The 16,171-nt window shown below is 72.4% G+C and carries 19 protein-coding genes; 7 read left to right on the forward strand and 12 right to left on the reverse strand.

The window, feature by feature from the left end; genetic code table 11:
- Positions 1-9: 9 nt before the first annotated feature.
- Positions 10-1,704 carry an MDR family MFS transporter gene (locus GJR97_RS17160; protein ID WP_154347961.1) on the forward strand — a complete coding sequence of 565 codons (1,695 nt, stop codon included), beginning with the start codon at positions 10-12 and terminating at the stop codon, positions 1,702-1,704.
- Positions 1,705-1,783: 79 nt separating this feature from the next.
- Here the strand turns inward: GJR97_RS17160 and GJR97_RS17165 are convergent, their stop codons facing one another.
- Positions 1,784-3,370 (reverse strand): VWA domain-containing protein, encoded by a 1,587-nt coding sequence (locus GJR97_RS17165; RefSeq protein ID WP_195760754.1) that lies wholly within the window; start codon positions 3,368-3,370, stop codon positions 1,784-1,786.
- 295 nt (positions 3,371-3,665) lie between these two features.
- Between GJR97_RS17165 and GJR97_RS17940 the strand changes: the two genes are divergently transcribed.
- Together GJR97_RS17940 and GJR97_RS17175 are read left to right on the forward strand one after the other, a co-directional pair.
- Complete coding sequence (locus GJR97_RS17940) at positions 3,666-4,244, forward strand: hypothetical protein (RefSeq protein WP_195760755.1); 579 nt, start codon at positions 3,666-3,668, stop codon at positions 4,242-4,244.
- A gap of 55 nt (positions 4,245-4,299) precedes the next feature.
- On the forward strand, positions 4,300-5,790 hold the full coding sequence (locus GJR97_RS17175; RefSeq protein ID WP_154347964.1) for a cryptochrome/photolyase family protein: 1,491 nt from the start codon (positions 4,300-4,302) through the stop codon (positions 5,788-5,790).
- Between the two features lie 13 nt (positions 5,791-5,803).
- Here GJR97_RS17175 and GJR97_RS17180 read toward each other — a convergent pair whose 3' ends face one another.
- From GJR97_RS17180 to GJR97_RS17200, 5 genes are all read right to left on the reverse strand, one after another.
- A complete protein-coding gene (locus GJR97_RS17180) occupies positions 5,804-5,995 on the reverse strand; it encodes a hypothetical protein (protein ID WP_154347965.1) in 192 nt (63 codons plus the stop codon).
- Positions 5,992-6,744, reverse strand: a complete 753-nt coding sequence (locus tag GJR97_RS17185) for an LON peptidase substrate-binding domain-containing protein (RefSeq protein ID WP_154347966.1) — start codon at positions 6,742-6,744, stop codon at positions 5,992-5,994. Before GJR97_RS17185 ends, GJR97_RS17180 begins: the two co-directional genes overlap by 4 nt.
- A gap of 81 nt (positions 6,745-6,825) precedes the next feature.
- Positions 6,826-7,722 carry an Fpg/Nei family DNA glycosylase gene (locus tag GJR97_RS17190; protein ID WP_324613643.1) on the reverse strand — a complete coding sequence of 299 codons (897 nt, stop codon included), beginning with the start codon at positions 7,720-7,722 and terminating at the stop codon, positions 6,826-6,828.
- A 48-nt stretch (positions 7,723-7,770) separates the two neighbouring features.
- Positions 7,771-8,118 (reverse strand): DUF7882 family protein, encoded by a 348-nt coding sequence (locus GJR97_RS17195; RefSeq protein ID WP_154347967.1) that lies wholly within the window; start codon positions 8,116-8,118, stop codon positions 7,771-7,773.
- Between the two features lie 206 nt (positions 8,119-8,324).
- Entirely contained in the window at positions 8,325-8,759 is a 435-nt protein-coding gene (locus GJR97_RS17200; RefSeq protein ID WP_229276358.1) for a MarR family winged helix-turn-helix transcriptional regulator, read from the reverse strand.
- 32 nt (positions 8,760-8,791) lie between these two features.
- On the opposite strand from GJR97_RS17200, the gene GJR97_RS17205 reads away from it, so the two are divergent.
- Entirely contained in the window at positions 8,792-9,022 is a 231-nt protein-coding gene (locus tag GJR97_RS17205) for a hypothetical protein (RefSeq protein WP_207207093.1), read from the forward strand.
- 86 nt (positions 9,023-9,108) lie between these two features.
- Here GJR97_RS17205 and GJR97_RS17210 read toward each other — a convergent pair whose 3' ends face one another.
- Positions 9,109-9,846, reverse strand: a complete 738-nt coding sequence (locus tag GJR97_RS17210; protein WP_154347968.1) for a hypothetical protein — start codon at positions 9,844-9,846, stop codon at positions 9,109-9,111.
- A gap of 176 nt (positions 9,847-10,022) precedes the next feature.
- On the opposite strand from GJR97_RS17210, the gene GJR97_RS17215 reads away from it, so the two are divergent.
- The gene (locus GJR97_RS17215; protein WP_154347969.1) at positions 10,023-10,376 is read left to right on the forward strand and encodes a hypothetical protein; all 354 of its coding nucleotides are present in this window, start codon (positions 10,023-10,025) and stop codon (positions 10,374-10,376) included.
- A 51-nt stretch (positions 10,377-10,427) separates the two neighbouring features.
- Positions 10,428-11,021 carry a 1-acyl-sn-glycerol-3-phosphate acyltransferase gene (locus tag GJR97_RS17220; protein ID WP_154347970.1) on the forward strand — a complete coding sequence of 198 codons (594 nt, stop codon included), beginning with the start codon at positions 10,428-10,430 and terminating at the stop codon, positions 11,019-11,021.
- A 39-nt stretch (positions 11,022-11,060) separates the two neighbouring features.
- Here GJR97_RS17220 and GJR97_RS17225 read toward each other — a convergent pair whose 3' ends face one another.
- The 3 genes from GJR97_RS17225 to GJR97_RS17235 form a co-directional block, all read right to left on the reverse strand.
- Positions 11,061-11,270, reverse strand: a complete 210-nt coding sequence (locus tag GJR97_RS17225) for a dodecin (protein ID WP_154347971.1) — start codon at positions 11,268-11,270, stop codon at positions 11,061-11,063.
- A gap of 104 nt (positions 11,271-11,374) precedes the next feature.
- The gene (locus tag GJR97_RS17230; RefSeq protein WP_154347972.1) at positions 11,375-12,727 is read right to left on the reverse strand and encodes a hypothetical protein; all 1,353 of its coding nucleotides are present in this window, start codon (positions 12,725-12,727) and stop codon (positions 11,375-11,377) included.
- A gap of 69 nt (positions 12,728-12,796) precedes the next feature.
- Positions 12,797-13,381, reverse strand: coding sequence for an RNA polymerase sigma factor (locus GJR97_RS17235; RefSeq protein ID WP_324613644.1), 585 nt, complete (start codon positions 13,379-13,381; stop codon positions 12,797-12,799).
- Between the two features lie 168 nt (positions 13,382-13,549).
- On the opposite strand from GJR97_RS17235, the gene GJR97_RS17240 reads away from it, so the two are divergent.
- Positions 13,550-13,843 (forward strand): antibiotic biosynthesis monooxygenase family protein, encoded by a 294-nt coding sequence (locus tag GJR97_RS17240; RefSeq protein WP_195760757.1) that lies wholly within the window; start codon positions 13,550-13,552, stop codon positions 13,841-13,843.
- Between the two features lie 193 nt (positions 13,844-14,036).
- Here the strand turns inward: GJR97_RS17240 and ychF are convergent, their stop codons facing one another.
- Positions 14,037-15,110 carry a redox-regulated ATPase YchF gene (gene ychF / locus GJR97_RS17245; RefSeq protein ID WP_324613646.1) on the reverse strand — a complete coding sequence of 358 codons (1,074 nt, stop codon included), beginning with the start codon at positions 15,108-15,110 and terminating at the stop codon, positions 14,037-14,039.
- Positions 15,111-15,121: 11 nt separating this feature from the next.
- The gene (locus tag GJR97_RS18875; RefSeq protein WP_154347974.1) at positions 15,122-16,087 is read right to left on the reverse strand and encodes a DMT family transporter; all 966 of its coding nucleotides are present in this window, start codon (positions 16,085-16,087) and stop codon (positions 15,122-15,124) included.
- Positions 16,088-16,171 lie beyond the last annotated feature (84 nt).

Consider the following 16,171-nt stretch of genomic DNA (forward strand, 5'->3'; position numbering starts at 1 on the left):
GCGATCTCGATGCATGCGCCGGCATGCATCGTCGCGATCGGGAATAGCAGCCGTGCGACTTCGGGTTGCATTCCTCGTTCGCCTGGTCGGGGCAGCCGTGCTGCGCCCGCCGAACCCGAGCAGCGACGACGAGACGACGAGACGACAGGACGCACCGTGAGCGAACGATCCGCACCCCACACCGATTCGATCACGGTGCCCGGCCCCGATGGAGCCACCGCCGACGCCGCCGACCGCGCCATCGACCAGCACATCGTCGCCGCCCGCCCCGAGCACGGCGCGCGCAACACCCGGGTGATCTGGCTGCTGCTCGCCGCGACCTTCACGGTGTTCCTCAACGAGACCATCATGAGCGTCGCGATCCCGGAGCTCGTCGACGACCTCGGGGTGACGCTGTCGGCCGCACAGTGGCTGACCACCGCCTTCATGCTGACGATGGCCGTCGTGATCCCGATCACCGGCTTCCTGCTGCAGCGGTTCCCGACCCGTCCGATCTTCGGCGCGGCGATGACGCTGTTCTCCGCGGGCACCCTGCTCGCCGCGCTCGCGCCCGGCTTCGAGGTCCTGCTCGGCGGCCGGATCATCCAGGCCACGGGCACGGCGATCATGATGCCGCTGCTCATGACGACGCTCATGACGGTGGTGGCTCCGGCCGACCGCGGCCGCTTCATGGGGCGCGTGTCGATCGTCATGTCGGTCGCTCCGGCGATCGGCCCGGCGATCTCGGGCCTGATCCTCAACACGCTCGGCTGGCGGTACATGTTCTGGCTCGTGCTGCCGATCGCGGTCGCGATGCTCGTCATCGGGCTCCGCCGCGTCGAGAACATCAGCGAGACGCGCGTCTTCCCCATCGACGTCTTCTCGGTCGTGCTCTCCGCATTCGGCTTCGGCGGTCTCGTCTACGGCCTGAGCCTCGTCGGCGAGGTCGCGAGCGGCCGCGCGCCCGGAGACGCCGTGCCCATGTGGATCGCGCTCGCGGTCGGAGCGGTCGGCATCGCGTCGTTCATCGTCCGCCAGCTGCTCCTGCAGCGCCGTGACCGAGCCCTGCTCGACCTGCGCACGTTCCGGTCGCGCAACTTCGCCGTCTCGATCGGCCTGATGGCCGTGATGATGGCCTCGCTCTTCGGGACGATCATCCTGCTGCCGATCTACCTGCAGGACGTGCTCGGCCTGGAGCCGCTCGCAACCGGGCTGCTCGTGCTGCCCGGCGGCCTGGTCATGGGCCTGCTCGGACCGACCGTCGGCCGGCTCTACGACCGGGTGGGACCCACGCCGCTGCTCGTCCCCGCGAGCATCGGCGTGAGCGCGGTGCTGTGGTCGCTGACGCTCGTCACCCAGACCACGCCGCCGTGGATGATCCTCGCCGCGCACGTCGTGCTCTCGATCTCGCTCGCGTTCATGTTCACGCCGCTGTTCACGACCGCCCTGGGATCGGTCGAGCCGCACCTGTACTCGCACGGATCGGCGATCGTCGGAACGCTCCAGCAGGTCGCCGGCGCCGCGGGCACCGCGCTCTTCATCACCGTGATGACCGCGACCGCGGCCGGCGCGACGGCGGTCGGCACCGAGGCGATCGCCGCGCAGGCGGCCGGCGTCCGCAACGCATTCCTCGTGGGCGCGATCGTCTCGCTGTTCGCGATCTTGGGGGCGACGCTCGTGCGTCGACCGGCCGACATGCCGTCGGGCGGTGCTCCCGCGCACTGATCCGGGCGCGGCAGACGACGAAGGGCGCCCTCCGTGCGGAGGGCGCCCTTCGTCGTCGGTGCGCGTCGCGGCCGAAGGCTCAGCCGCAGTCGGGACGGCACGTGCGCTGCGACAGGGCGTCGACCAGCACGGTCCCGAGGTCCTCGGGCTTGGTCGCGGAGTACGCGCCGCCCTTGGTCGCCTTGGCGATCTTCTTCATCGCGTCGAGGTCGGTGTCGGGACCGAACCCGATCATGATGACCGCGACGGGCTTGGTCGGGTCCTCGAGCTTCTCGAGCTCGGCGAGCAGCTGATCGAGGCTGATGCCGTTCTGGTCCTCGTTCTTGCCGTCCGTGATGACGAGCACCGAGTTGACCTTGTCGGGGTCGTACGACTCCTGCACCCGCTTGAACGCGGCGAGCGTCGTGTCGTAGAGCCCCGTCGCACCGCCGAGGCGAGCGGGAAGCGATCCGATGATCTGCTGGATCTGCTGGGTGTGCGAGGCGTCGGCGAGCGGAGCGATCGGCGAGAGGTCCTCGTAGTCGAGGTCGCCGTTGCGCGCCGTGGAGAACACCCACACGCCGAGTTCGACCTCGCCGGAGAACTTCGACATGGCGCCGACCGCGGCCTGCTGGAAGATGTCGATCCGGCGCAGGCCGTTCTCTGCCGGTTCCTCCATCGAGCCCGACACGTCGATCACGGCGAGCATGCGGGAGCGGAGCGTCAGGACGCCCCACGAACGCAGGATCTCGATCTGGGCCGCGGCGTCCAATTCGGTCTGCGTCGGCGGTGCCGTCGCGGCGACTCCCGGCGACTCGACCTCGCCCGACCCGTCGGGGGCCCGGAATCCGGCCTCCAGGAAGTGCTCGGTCGCCGTGCCGAGTGCGGACTCGAAGTCCTCGAGGTTCGCGGATCCGGCGTCGCCGATCCGCACGAACGGGTAGTCGAGCGCGATCGTGCCCTCTTCGGGATACGCCGCGACGAGCGGCGTGGCCGAGGAGTCGGCGTTGTGCGCGGCGACGCTCGCCTCGCTCGTCAGCACGACGGTCGGCGACTTCGCCGAGGCGACCGTGCTCATGGCGGCATCCGCCGTCGCTGGGATCGACTTCCCGAGCGCGATCAGCGCCCCCGCGAACTGGCGCGGGTCGTCGGGCGAGGACTGCCCCTTCAGGGCGTAGAGGCTCGCCAGGCTGGCAGCGGATGCCTCGGGGTCGGGCAGGAGCGCGGGCAGCGTGCCGTTGAGCACGCGCGCCCAGCTGACCGGCTCGGCCGCCAGCTCCTGCGCCTTGCTCGCGGGCGTGGCGAAGACGACGGGCGAGGTCGCGATCGAGTCGCCGACGGTCGCCTCGGGCTCGCCGAGGCCGAGCGAGGCCGCGGTCGACGCGGTCCGCGTGAGCCAGCTGGTCGAGTCGGGGACCCAGGCGTCCGCGGACAGCGTGCCCGACGCGAGCTCGGCCGCGGTGTCGGCGGAGTCCTGCGCGCGGACCGCGGTCTCGACGCACCGCTTGGGGTCGGCATCGAAGTCGGCGGCGAGCTCGTCGATCGCCGAGGCGATCGAGGTGTCGGCGACGATCGAGAGCTGCTCGATCTCCTCGCACACCGGCTCGTCCGCTGAGGCGAAGATCGGGTTGAGGTGGCCTCCCACCCACAGGTACACGCCGGACGCGACGATGCCGATGACGGCCACCCCGGCGACGATGGACAGGATGAATCTGCGGCTCGGCCTCTTCGCCGGAGCCGCGACGCTATGACGTCCCACGGGCACTCCAAGCCGACCGGCACTGTCGGGGGGCGCCGATCCCAGTCTGAACGGGTTCCCCCGTTCAGGGGGAAGGGTGTTGCCAGCATAGGCGAACCTGAGCGATCGGCGAATTCTCCATCCACCGGCCGCGCGAACCACACCAGGGCCGCGTGTGCAACCCCTGTCCACCGATCCGCGCCCTGCGATTGAGTGACCTGAACTGACGAAGGGACGTGCGAACGTGGACACCAGCACCACCATCTGGATCGTCGTGGGCATCATCGCCTTCCTGGTCGTGGTCGCGGCGATCGTGCTCATCGCGACCGCCGGCCGTCGGCGCGAGGCCCGTGCCGAGGCGCAGCGTGCGCATGCGGCCGAGATCCGCGAGCAGGCCGCGCAGACCGACCGGGAGGCGCGGGAGCGCGAGGCGAAGGCGATGCAGGCGGATGCCGCGGCGCGCGCCGCCGAGGCGGACGCCGCCCGAGCGCAGCTCGAGGCCGAGCGGCTCGCGGAATCGAGCCGCGGGCACCGCGACGAGGCCGCGGAGTTGCGCGAGACGCAAGCGGAACAGGAGCGGCGCGCCATGGAGGTCGACCCGGACGGGACGCCGGCGGAGCCGGAGCCGGAGCAGGCACCGCCCCCGGCGGCCGCCGCCGACGGCGGGTCGGCCGACGATCGGACCGATGACGTCGCGCCCGCGCCCCGTGAGCCCGAGCGCGTCGAGAGCGCCTCGGAGGCGTCGGCCGACCGGGACTCCGCCGAGCGCGAGGACGCGGTCGACGCCGAGCAGCACGCGCCGCGGCACGCGCGGGAGGCCTGAGCCGCCCGCCGGGGCGGACTCGGTCGGCGACGGGTTCGGCCGATCGGATGCACGGATGACGGTTCGGTGGCTCTTCGCCGGGCAACTCGGCGCCGCCTTCGACGACGGCGGGCCGGTGCTGCTCGTCGAGTCGCGCGCGGCGTTCGGCCGCGCGCCGATGCACCGCCAGAAGGCGCACCTCATCCTCTCGGCGATCCGGCACCGCGCCGCCGAGCTGGGCACGCGCGCCGAGTTCCGGCAGGTCGAGCGATTCGGCGACGCGGTGGACGGGCGCGACGACCTCGAGGTGATCGCGCCGCCGTCGCGAGCCGCGCGAACCGCCGTCCGCCGACGCGGCATCCCGATGCTCCCGAGCCGCGGATTCGCCACGGCGGAGGCGGACTTCGCCGAGTGGATCTCCGGTCGCGGGGCACGGCGCACCCGCATGGAGGACTACTACGCCTGGGTGCGCGAACGGACCGGGCTCCTGATGCGTGGACCCGACCCCGCGGGCGGCCGGCTGAACCTCGACCGCGAGAACCGCCATCCGCCGCCGAAGGGAGCGGTCACGCTCGGCCTTCCGGAACCCCGGTGGCCCGACGAGGACGACATCGACCGCGAGGTGCGCGCGGACCTGGACCGCTGGGAGGCGGCCGGGCTCCTCCGGCTCATCGGCGCGGACGGGCCGCGACGCTTCGCCGTCACCGGGGCGGAGGCGGAGCGAGCCGTCGACGACTTCATCGAGTCGCGGCTCGGCGACTTCGGCCCGTTCGAAGACGCCGTCCTCGAACACGACTGGGTGATGGCGCACTCGCTGCTGAGCGTGCCGCTGAACCTCGGGCTGCTCGATCCGCTCCGGCTCGCGCAGCGCGTCGCGACGGAGTACGACGCCGGTCGCGCGCCGCTGCCGAGCGTGGAGGGGTTCGTGCGCCAGGTCGTCGGGTGGCGGGACTGGGTCTGGCACCTCTACTGGCATCTCGGCCCCGACTACGTCCGCGAGAGCAACCTCCTCGAGGCGAACCGGCCCGTTCCCCGTCCCTTCGCGACGCTCGACCCGGACGGCGTCGACGCCGCGTGCCTGCGCGCCACGCTCGGCGACGTCCGCGACCGCGGCTGGGCCCACCACATCCAGCGGCTCATGGTGCTCGGCAACTGGGGGCTGCAGCGCGGCGTCGATCCGGCGGCGCTCAGCGACTGGTTCGCCGGGGCGTTCGTCGACAGGACGCCGTGGGTCATGCCGGCGAACGTCGTGGGGATGTCGCAGTACGCCGACGGCGGGCGGGTCGCCACGAAGCCGTACGCCGCAGGTGGCGCGTACCTGGACCGGATGACCGACTACTGCGGCGGGTGCCGTTTCGACCCGCGCACACGGGTCGGTCCGGACGCCTGCCCGTTCACGGCGGGGTACTGGGCGTTCCTCGACCGCGCGGAGTCGAAGCTCCGCGGCAACCACCGGATGGCGCAGCCGCTCGCCGGGCTCCGCCGCCTCTCGGATCGGGCGGCGGTCGTCGCCCAGGAGCGGGCGCGCGACGAGGAGGGCGAGGGGTTCGGTCCGGCCCCGACGTGAGCCCGTCCGGCGGTCAGCCGAGCGCGTGCCGGATGCCGAGCGCCTCGTCGACCCCGTCGTGCACGTCGTCGTGGCGGCATCCGCTCGGGCAGCGGTAGTCGATCACGGCGAGACCCGCGTCGCCCATGGTCGGCACCACGGCCACGAGGGCGGCGGACGTCTCGCCGCATCGCGGGCAGCGCACGCGGCGCCAGCGCTCGGTCATGCGTCCCTCCCATCGGTCGCCGTCGGAGGTTCGTCCTCGTCGACGTCGTCGTCCGTGCCCTCGGCCGCATCCGGCCGGGACTCGCCCGACCGGTCGAGCGCCTCGGCGATCTCGGCGTCCAGGTCGTCCGCGGTCGCCCAGGAGGTCGTGAGCACCTCACCTGCGCCGACGGTGAACTCGACGAGCTGGGTCAGCAGCGCCCGCAGGCTCGTCGACGCGAGCAGTCGGACCTGGTCGAGCGGCGTGAGCGGCGCGATCCCTGCGAGCTGCCATGCCGCCGCCGCCGGATCATCGCTGAGCTCCGCGTCCGCGTCCCACGGCAGCTCGACGAACTCGCTGGCCCGGGCGATCGTGCGGCGAACGACGAGTTCGGCCTTCTCGAGCAGCGGGCGGAGGCTCTCGTCCCAGGCGAGCTCCGGCAGGTCGCGGACGACGGCCACGGGATGCGGGTCGTCGGGCAGCCATTCGACGACCTCGATGCGACGCCCGCCCCGGGCGATCACCGCGAGGTCGCCCTCGGTCGCGCCGAGTTCGGTGACCCGTGCGACGGTCCCGACGCCGAACCGTCGCTGCGCCTCGGGGCCCGCCGCCTCGCGCCCGCTCTCGATCAGCACGACGCCGAACTCGCTCGGCTGCTCGTTCAGGACCCGGGACATCATGACCAGGTACCTGGGCTCGAACACGCGCAGCGCCAGCGGCATGTGCGGGAACAGCACACTGCCCAGGGGGAACATCGCGAACGAGCCCATGACAGCATGCAAGCACGTCGGGGGTCGGTCCGGGCGTCGCCACAGGTGCCTCGCGGCATCCCCCCAGCCCGCTCGGAGGCGCTACTTCACGAGCCGCGACAGGACCCGGTCGGCGAGCGGCGTGCCGCCGGTCTGGCAGGTCGGGCAGTACTGGAACGTCGAGTCGTGGAACTCGACCTGCCGGATCGTGTCGCCGCACACGGGGCAGGCCTGGCCGGTGCGCCCGTGGACCCGGAGGTGGCGTCGCTTCGCGTCCTTCAGTTCGGCGGCGGGCTTGCCGGATGCCTCGGCGAGCGCCTCGCCGAGCGTGCCGCGCATCGCGGCGTACAGCCGCTCGACCTCGGCGGGGTCGAGCGACGCGGCGATCTTGTACGGGGACATCTTCGCGGCATGGAGGATCTCGTCGGAGTACGCGTTGCCGATCCCCGCGAGCACGGACTGGTCGCGGAGCAGCCCCTTGATTCGCGTGCGACGGCCGTCGAGGATCTCGGCGAAGCGCTCGAGGGTGAAGTCGTCGGCCATCGGATCGGGGCCGAGCCTGGCCACGCCGGGCACGTCGGCGGGATCTCGGACGACGTACACGGCGAGCGACTTCTTCGTGCCGGCCTCGGTGAGGTCGAACCCGGCTCCGTCGTCGAGGCGGACCCGAAGCGCGATGGGCGATCGGCCCGGCCGGAGCGCCGTGGTCGGGAGTTGGTCGTACCAGCGCAGCCAGCCCGCGCGGGCGAGGTGGAAGACGAGGTGGAGGGGCTCGCCGGCCGGCGTGCCGCCCGGGGCATCCGCCCCGCCCAGCTCGACGTCGAGGAACTTGCCGTGCCGCCCGACCGAGGCGATGGGCCGGCCCTCGATCGCGTGGAGGGGCGGATCGAACGTCTTGAGCGCCGCGATCGCGACGACCCGGGCGGACGTGACGGCATGCCCCTCGGTGCGCTCGGCGAGGAACTCGGCGAGCGCCTGGACCTCCGGCATCTCCGGCACGGCTCCATGGTGGCACCGGCCGCCGACTTCCGCGACCGGACCCCGCGATCAGCTCGCGGGCGCGGGCGCCCCTGCGTCCGGGCGGGCACCGCCGATCGCGGCCAGCTCCTGGATCGCCTCCGGCGTCAGCTGCAGTCCTCCGACGCCGTTCGCCGAGCGCATGAGGCGCTCGAGCCAGTCACGGACGAGACCGATCCGGTCGTCGGCGTCGTAGTTGACGACGACCGGCATCGTGGGGTGCACGAGCACCTCGTCGCGACGCCCCTCGGGCGAGGTCCATCCGACGAGCACCGGCTCATGGATGCGGAGCTTGGCGATGACGACGGCGTGCACGTGGGCGAGCACGATGTCGGGGAGATCGATCCGCGTGATGCGGCCGACGTGGAGCGTTCCCAAACGGGGTCCTTCCGGGCATGGCGATGGAACGGGTCAGGCCGTCGATCGCCCGGGTGTCCCGGGACGTCCGCGTGGGTCGAACTCCGCGCGGTGACCGACGGCCTGTGGCGGGCTTCGGGGACCCGCGCAGTCAGTTCTACGGACTGTTCCCCGATCGCGGGAGGGACTTGACACCGACCCGCCGCGCGTGCTGCGGCCCCGGTTCCTCAGCCGACGCGGTGCGCGGCCTCGAGCAGCGAGGTGAGCTCGTCGCGGAGCCGTTCGAGCCGTTCGACGGGGTAGCCGAGACGCGCGACGACCTCGCCGGGCACCGCGAGCGCGCGTTCGCGCAGCTGCTCGCCGTCGGCGGTGAGCTCGATGTCGACGGCGCGCTCGTCGGCCGCGCTGCGCCGGCGGGTCACGAGCCCGGCCGACTCGAGGCGCCCGACGAGTGGACTGACGGTCGCCGGTTCGAGGTGCAGGCGATCTGCGATCTCGCGCAGTCGGAGCGGGCTCTGCTCCCACAGCGCGAGCATGACGAGGTACTGCGGGTGGGTGAGGCCGAGGGGGTCGAGCGACGGACGGTAGAGCCGCACGACCTCGCGGCTCGTCGCGGCGAGCGCGAAGCAGAGCTGACGGTCGAGCTCGAGCGGGTCGATCATGCGCTCCAGAATAGTCTGTACACTAATCATTCGTGCACGAACAGAAACTGCCGAACCCGTGGAAGGGCGTTCCCGGGTTCTGGTCGCGCGTCAACCAGTTCCTCTATCCCGTCGCCGGGCCCGCGCAGGTCGGCATCGGACGCCCGGAGGCGCCCTACGTGCCGCCGGCGGACCCGGCGTGCCCGCTGTGCGGCGCCCCGATGGCCGAGCACCGCATCGATCGCGGGGACGCCACGACGCCCACGCACCTGCACTGCCCCTGAGCGGCGCGGCCCGCTCGTCGCCATCGGGCCGACCCGGGTGACGTCGGCGAGCAGCGCGCCCGGCGGCGCGGCGCCGCGCTCCGGGGTCAGGCGCCGTCGCCGTCGGTGCAGCGGACCTGGTCGATCCAGCCGAACTCACGGTCGTCGTTCCCGAACACGACCGGCACCGCCTCGTCGGCTCGCACGTCCGACACGAGTCGCGTCTCGGTCTCCTCGGCGACCCACGAGTCGGCGTCGTCGTTGAAGACGAGGGTCACCTCGAGCACGTCGCAATCGGCCTCGGTGAACAGCGCCGTCTGCCAGCAGCCCTGGACGAAGCCGATCGCGCACTCGTCGTCGTATCGCCCGTCCCAGTACATCTCGATCGCGGAGGGGAACTCGAAGCCGGTCTCGTACGACTCGTACCGCTCGAGGTCGTCGCCGATCGCTCCTGGGCCCGCGGACTCGGACGACTCGGCGATCGCCGTCTCCGCCACGCCCCGGACGAGCCCGAACAGGCCGACGCCGCCGGCGACGAGCACGGCGACGAGCGCGACCCCTCCGACCACGATCGCGGCGATCGCTCCGCCGGAGAGCCGGCCTCGTGGCGCCGCCGCCGCCGGGCGCGTCGGAGCGACGGGCGACGCGAGCTCCGCCACGAGCACCGCTCGCGCGCGACCCAGCGTGTCGCGCCAGGCCTCGGCCGCGCGACGGCCGTCGGCGTCCGGGTACCGAGAGGGATGCCGCAGCCAGAGCTCGCGCTGGTAGGCGTCGTCGATGAGCTCGATCGACAGCGGGGCATCGGGCGCGATCTGGAGGGTCGTGCGAGCGGTGTTCGGATCCACAGCGCGATCATACGGACGACCACCGGCGCTCGGCATCCGTCCGCGGCGATGCGCGCGCACTTGGAATCCGATCGATACCGGGACGGGCCCACGCGCATGCTGGTGACCGCGGCCTGCTGCGCGGTAGCGTGACGGCGACGCCGCATCTCGGCGGCCATGAAGGGACGGAGCACGAAATGGCTACTCGACCCGGCGGCGTGACCCTCGTCGCGGTTCTCGCATGGATCTCGGGACTGCTGCAGATCATCGGCGGCGTCCTCACCCTCACCGGGGGCGGCTCGGCCGCGACCGGGTGGACGCAGGTGGTGATCGGCGCGATCACGTTCCTCGTCAGCCTCGGGCTGTTCCGCGGCAGCAACGGCGCACGCATCCTCGTCTCCATCGTGTTCGTACTGAACCTCATCACGGCCGTGTGGGCGATGATCGCGGTTCCGGCGGTGTTCTGGCCCGCGCTGGTGGCCGCACTGGTCGCCCTCATCGGTCTGCTGCTGCTCTACACGCGCGCGGCGAACGAGTTCTTCCGCAGCTGACGCCGACAGCGCATGCCGCTGCGAGCATGCGCGCTCGCATAGGGTTGCCGGATGCTCCGACGACTCGTCTCCCGCGTCTACTGGGCCGTCAGCAGGTGGTCCCTCGCGGGCGAGTCCGCACCCGGCCGTCCGTCCGTGCTGATCGGCGCACCGCACACCTCGAACTGGGACTTCGTGCTCATGCTCGCGATCGCATGGCACTACCGCATCGACGTGCGATGGCTCGGCAAGAAGAGCCTGTTCAGTGGATGGCGCGGCCCGATCATGCGCGGTCTCGGCGGCATCCCGGTCGACCGCGACGACCCGAGCCGGGTGGTCGGCGAGGTCGTGGCGAGGATCCACGCGGGAGAGGTGTTCGGGCTCGTCGTGACCCCGGACGGCACGCGTGGCTCGAACGCGTACTGGAAGTCGGGCTTCTACCGCATCGCGAGGGAGACCGGCATGCCGGTGACGCTCGGGTTCGTGGACCGCACGACCATGACGACGGGCCTCGGCCCGACGTTCGAGCTCACGGGGAGCGTCGCGTCCGACATGGACCGGATCCGCGCCTTCTACGCGGACAAGGCCGGCGTGCGACCCGAGCTCCGGACCGAGCCGCGCCTGCGCAACGAGCCGAGCGACGACGCCGCCGCGGGACTCGGCTAGCTCCCGTCGAGGTCGCCGCCTCGGGCCCGGCCCGACGCCCTACTCCTCGAGTCGGAACCCGACCTTCAGCGTGACCTGGAAGTGCGCGACGCCGCCGTCCTCGACGACACCGCGCGTCGAGACGACCTCGAACCAGTCGACGTGCCGCAGGGTCGCGGTCGCTCGCGCGATGGCGTTGCGGATGGCGGTGTCGGTGCCGTCCGGCGAACTCCCGACGATCTCGGTGACGCGGTAGACGTGATCGCTCATGTGCCTGGGCTCCCCCTCCCGCACCGGCGCGGGATGCCTCGACCCTAGCCCGATCGCCCGCGCGCCGACAGGCCGCCCGGGCGTCCGTCCTCCCCGGCGCCGACCTACTCCATCGAGAAGTCGAGCCGCTCGTCGGCGACCGCGACGACGGACCAGGCGCCGCCCTCGGCATCGGTGAACTCGTACGCCGGGACGACGAGGACGCTGCCGTCGGACTGCCACTGGCTCGCGAGCCCGAGTCGGGCCTCGACGATGTCGACGTCGTTCACCGGCCACGAGAGCGCGGTGCCGGCGGCCGGAACGGCGGGAGGCTCGGTCGGCGGCACCCACTCGGCGATCTCGTCGCTCGCCTGCTCGCGGACCGCGAAGGGCATGATGGTCATCTGCGCGCCGAACCGCGGGTCGGAGAGCCGCTCGAACGCCTCCTGCTCGCTCACGACCGGGTAGTCGCCGAGCGGCACGAGTTCGGCGAGTGCGCCGTACGCGCTGTACAGGCCGTCCTGCGTGACCTCGACCGACCAGCCGGTGTCGACGCGCTGGCCGTCGACGACGGGCCACGCCGACGCCGTGCGGGTGACGGCGCCCTCCCAGGTCTCGGACGAGAACTCGTACGAGCCGGGGTCGCGGCCGGCGGACGCGAGCAGGTCGCGCAGGGCGGCGATCGCGGCATCCTCGCTCGGCAGGTCGCCGGTCGGCTCGCACACGCCCGTCCCCTCCTCGCAGGCCCACGGGTCCGTGCCGGGGTCCGAGTACGAGAAGCTCATCGTGCCGTCGAGCGACACCCACAGGGTCGGCGCGCTGCCGTCCTGCGGGCCGACCGTCCAGGCTCCGTCGGCGAGCACGGGCTCCCCCGCGACGCCGAGCGCCGCGGCGAGCGCCGCGATCGTGTCGGGGTCGGATGCCGCCGGCGCATCGAACGCGTACGCGGCGGCAGTGCCGCCCGTGGTCGACAGCCCGTTCGCATGGAACGCATTGCGGCCGAAGCCGTAGGGGTACGACAGGTCCGCGGCGCCCGGTCCGGCCATCCGCTGGTCGACGACCCCGGGTTCGACGAGACTCCCCTCGGTCGCCCCGGAGCCGGCGACGCCCTGGAGCGAGATCGGCGGGGCGGCGGCATCCGCCAGGTTCGTGGTGGGGCCCGCCGTCGCGCCGACGCCGTACCCGACGGCGCCGACGACGGCGAGCGAGGCCGCGACGGCGGCGACCGGAATCCAGCGCGGGCGCCGGCGGGCGCGCTCGCTCGCGAGGTCGGCGACGGGAGCGGCGGATGCCGCGGCATCCGTCGTCTTCGTCTCGGCCCGGGCCTCGTGCGGCACCGTGCCTGCGGCCTCCGCCGCGACGCGCGCGACGACCTCGTCGGCGAAGCCCTCGCGGGGCTCGACGCGGGCGGCCGGGTCGGCCGCGCGAAGCTCCTCCATCGGATCGCGCCGGTCCTCGTCGTCACGCATGTCGCTCACCCTCGCTCGCCTTCCTGCCGGACTGTCTCACCCATGCATGTGTGCCGCGGCCGCGGAACCTTGCACGGCTCAGAACGACAGCCGCTCGCCCCACGCCTCTCGGAGGCGCTTGCGGGCACGCGAGAGCGCGGCATCCGCCCCCGACCGCGAGATGCCGAGCACCTGGGCCAGCGCCTCGCCGTCGAGGCCCTCCCAGGCGTGGAGCAGGATGATCTGCCGGTCGCGCTCGCCGATGCTCGCCAGGGCGCCGCGGAGCTCGGCGTCGAAGAGCGCGCTGAGCTCGGGGTCCTCGTCGACCCGCGAGGTGCCCGCGTCGGGCACGTGCTCGACCGGGAGGTCGAGGGACTTGCGCCGATGGTTGGCGAGCGTGAACCCCGCCGTGCGGTACAGCCACGGCAGGACCGCCTCGCGCGGCACGTCGTCGCGGCGGCGCCACGCGGTGGCGAATACGTCGGCCGCGAGGTCCTCGGCGTCCTGCCGCGGACCGCGGCGCGCGAAGTACTTCACGAGCGCGGTCGAGTGCTCGTGCACGACCCGGGTGAACCAGGCCAGGTCCTCGTCGGTGGCCGGCATCGCGGGCGGTTCCGCGGCATCGGGCATCGCCACCCCCTGGGTCGTGTCGGCGTCTGCGGCGTCGGTGCTGGCGATCCTCACGCCCTGCTTGTGTCGCGACTGCTGCGAGTCTTGCACGCGGCGCGCCGATCGTTCCGGATGCACCCCGGGCATCGCCCGATCCGCTCGCGGTCGCGCCGCGCCTGCGCGAGGCGTAGCCTCCGAGCAGCACGGTCTCGCGTGCTCGTCGGCGTGGAGGGACGTGAGGGCATGGCCATCAAGGTGATCGTGGAGCTGAGGGCGCATCCGGGTCGGCGGGACGAACTCAGGGCGTGGCTGGACGACCTCGTCGCCACGGAGGGCACCGACCAGCCGGGGTTCATCGGCAGCACCCGCTACGAGGTGCTCGGCGATCCCGACGCACTGGTCGAGATCGCGGACTGGGAGTCGGCGGAGGCGCGCGCGGCGCACATGGAGCAGGCCGCGGCGACGGGGGCGTACGCACCCCTGGCGGCGATGCTCGCCGCGCCGTTCCGAGTCAGCGTCGTCAGCGAACTCGCGTAATGGCCCCAGACAGCCTGAAAGGCCTCGGCGTCTGTCGACTCGTCGGGGCCTTTCTATGCCGGAGCGTCCTCCGGTGGTGATCATGATCTTACGCCGATGTGCTCAGGATGCAAGCGATTCGTGACGTTTGCTCACGTTCTCTGGTCGTGCGAGCAAACCGAGCGCGGCCGCCCCCGCCGGGCGTGCGCGAACGCTACACGTTGAAGCGGAACTCCACCACGTCGCCGTCCTGCATGATGTAGTCCTTGCCCTCCATGCGGGCCTTGCCCTTGGCGCGGGCCTCGGCGACCGAGCCGGTCGCGACGAGGTCCTCGAACGAGATGACCTCGGCCTTGATGAACCCCTTCTCGAAGTCGGTGTGGATCACGCCGGCCGCCTGCGGGGCCTTGTCGCCCTTGCGGATGGTCCAGGCGCGCGACTCCTTGGGCCCCGCGGTGAGGTAGGTCTGGAGGCCCAGCGTGTCGAAGCCGACGCGCGCGAGCTGGTCGAGGCCCGACTCCTCCTGGCCGGTGGAGGCGAGGAGCTCCGCCGCGTCCTCCGGGTCGAGGTCGATGAGCTCCGACTCGATCTTCGCGTCGAGGAAGACCGCCTCGGCCGGCGCCACCAGTGCGGCGAGCTCCGCCTTGCGGGCGGCATCCGTCAGCACCGCCTCGTCGACGTTGAAGACGTAGATGAACGGCTTCGCCGTCAGCAGCCCGAGCTCGGCGATCGGCGAGAGGTCGAGGCTCGAGGCCGACAGCGGCGTGCCCTTCTGCAGCGCCTCCTGCGCCTCCTTCGCCGCCGCGAGTACCGACGGGTCGAGCTTCTTGCCCTTGACCTCCTTCTCGTAGCGCGTGATCGCGCGCTCGAGGGTCTCGAGGTCGGCGAGGATCAGCTCGGCGTTGATCGTCTCCATGTCGTTCTTCGGGTCGACCTTGCCGTCGACGTGCACGACGTCGGAGTCCTCGAAGCCGCGCACGACCTGCGCGATCGCGTCGGCCTCGCGGATGTTCGCGAGGAACTTGTTGCCGAGACCCTCGCCCTCGGACGCGCCCTTCACGATGCCCGCGATGTCGACGAACGACACCGCGGCGGGCAGGATGCGCTCGGAGCCGAAGATGCCCGCGAGCACCTCGAGCCGGGGGTCGGGCAGGTTCACCACGCCGATGTTGGGCTCGATCGTCGCGAACGGGTAGTTCGCCGCGAGCACCGTGTTCTTGGTGAGGGCGTTGAAGAGGGTCGACTTGCCGACGTTGGGGAGGCCGACGATTCCGATGGTGAGTGCCACGGGCGACCAGTCTACCGGGGCAGGGGCACCGGGCCCGTCGCCGGCGAGCCCGCGACCTCGCCGTCCTGGCCGGGGAGGTCGTCGCCGGCCGGCTCCACCGGGACGCGGCGGGTCCGCGGGACGCGCACGGTCAGGTAGACGCCGACGAGGACGACCGCGCCGCCGACGATCGCGGCGGGGTCGATCGGACGCCCGAGCAGCAGCGCGATGATCACGGTGAAGACGGGCAGCAGGTTGAGGAAGACCCCGGCACGGGCGGGTCCGAGGCTCGCCGAGCCGGCGTTCCACAACGCGTAGCCGGCCACCGAGGGCAGCAGCACGATGTACGCGATGGCGAGCGTGCCGCCGAGGTCGGAGGGCATCGTGAGCCCGGTGACCGCGATCACCGGGAGCATCGTGACGGTGGCGAACGCGGCCTGCAGCGCGGTCGCCGTGATCGGCGGGGTCGTGAGGCGCCGCGCGATGATCGAGTACACGGTCCAGGCGACCACGGCGCCGAGCACGAGCAGGTCGCCGACGCCGAACCCCTGCGCGAACGCCGCGACCGGGTCGCCCCCGGTGAGCACGACGGCGACCCCGGCGAACGCGAGCACGATGCCGAGGCCCTGCGTGCGCGACATCCGCTCGCCCAGCACGACCGCCGCGGCGAGCGCGATCGTGGCCGGGTTGATCGCGCTGATCACCGATGCCGTCACCGACCCCGTCATGCCGATGCCCGCGTAGAGCAGCAGCGCGTAGCCGGTCAGGCCGAAGAGCGACTGCACGAGGTGCCAGCGCCACTCGCGCGCGGCGGCGCGCCAGTCGGGGCGCTCGGCGATCCACGCCACGACGAGGAGCGGAAGCGCGGCGAGGGACCACCGCCAGAACGTGAGCGAGACCGGATCGACCTGCTCCGAGATGACGGCCGAGAACACGAAGTTGCCCGCCCAGAACAGGTTGGCGAGGGAGAGCGCGAGGAACGCGCGGCGACGTGGCACCGGGGAATGCTACGGCCTCGTCGGCTGAGCGGACGCCGTGAGTCGCAAACTGCTGCCCACCGGCGGTTTCGCGGGCCTCCTCGA

Source organism: Agromyces kandeliae (assembly GCF_009674665.1).
Classification (GTDB): Bacteria; Actinomycetota; Actinomycetes; order Actinomycetales; family Microbacteriaceae; genus Agromyces; species Agromyces kandeliae.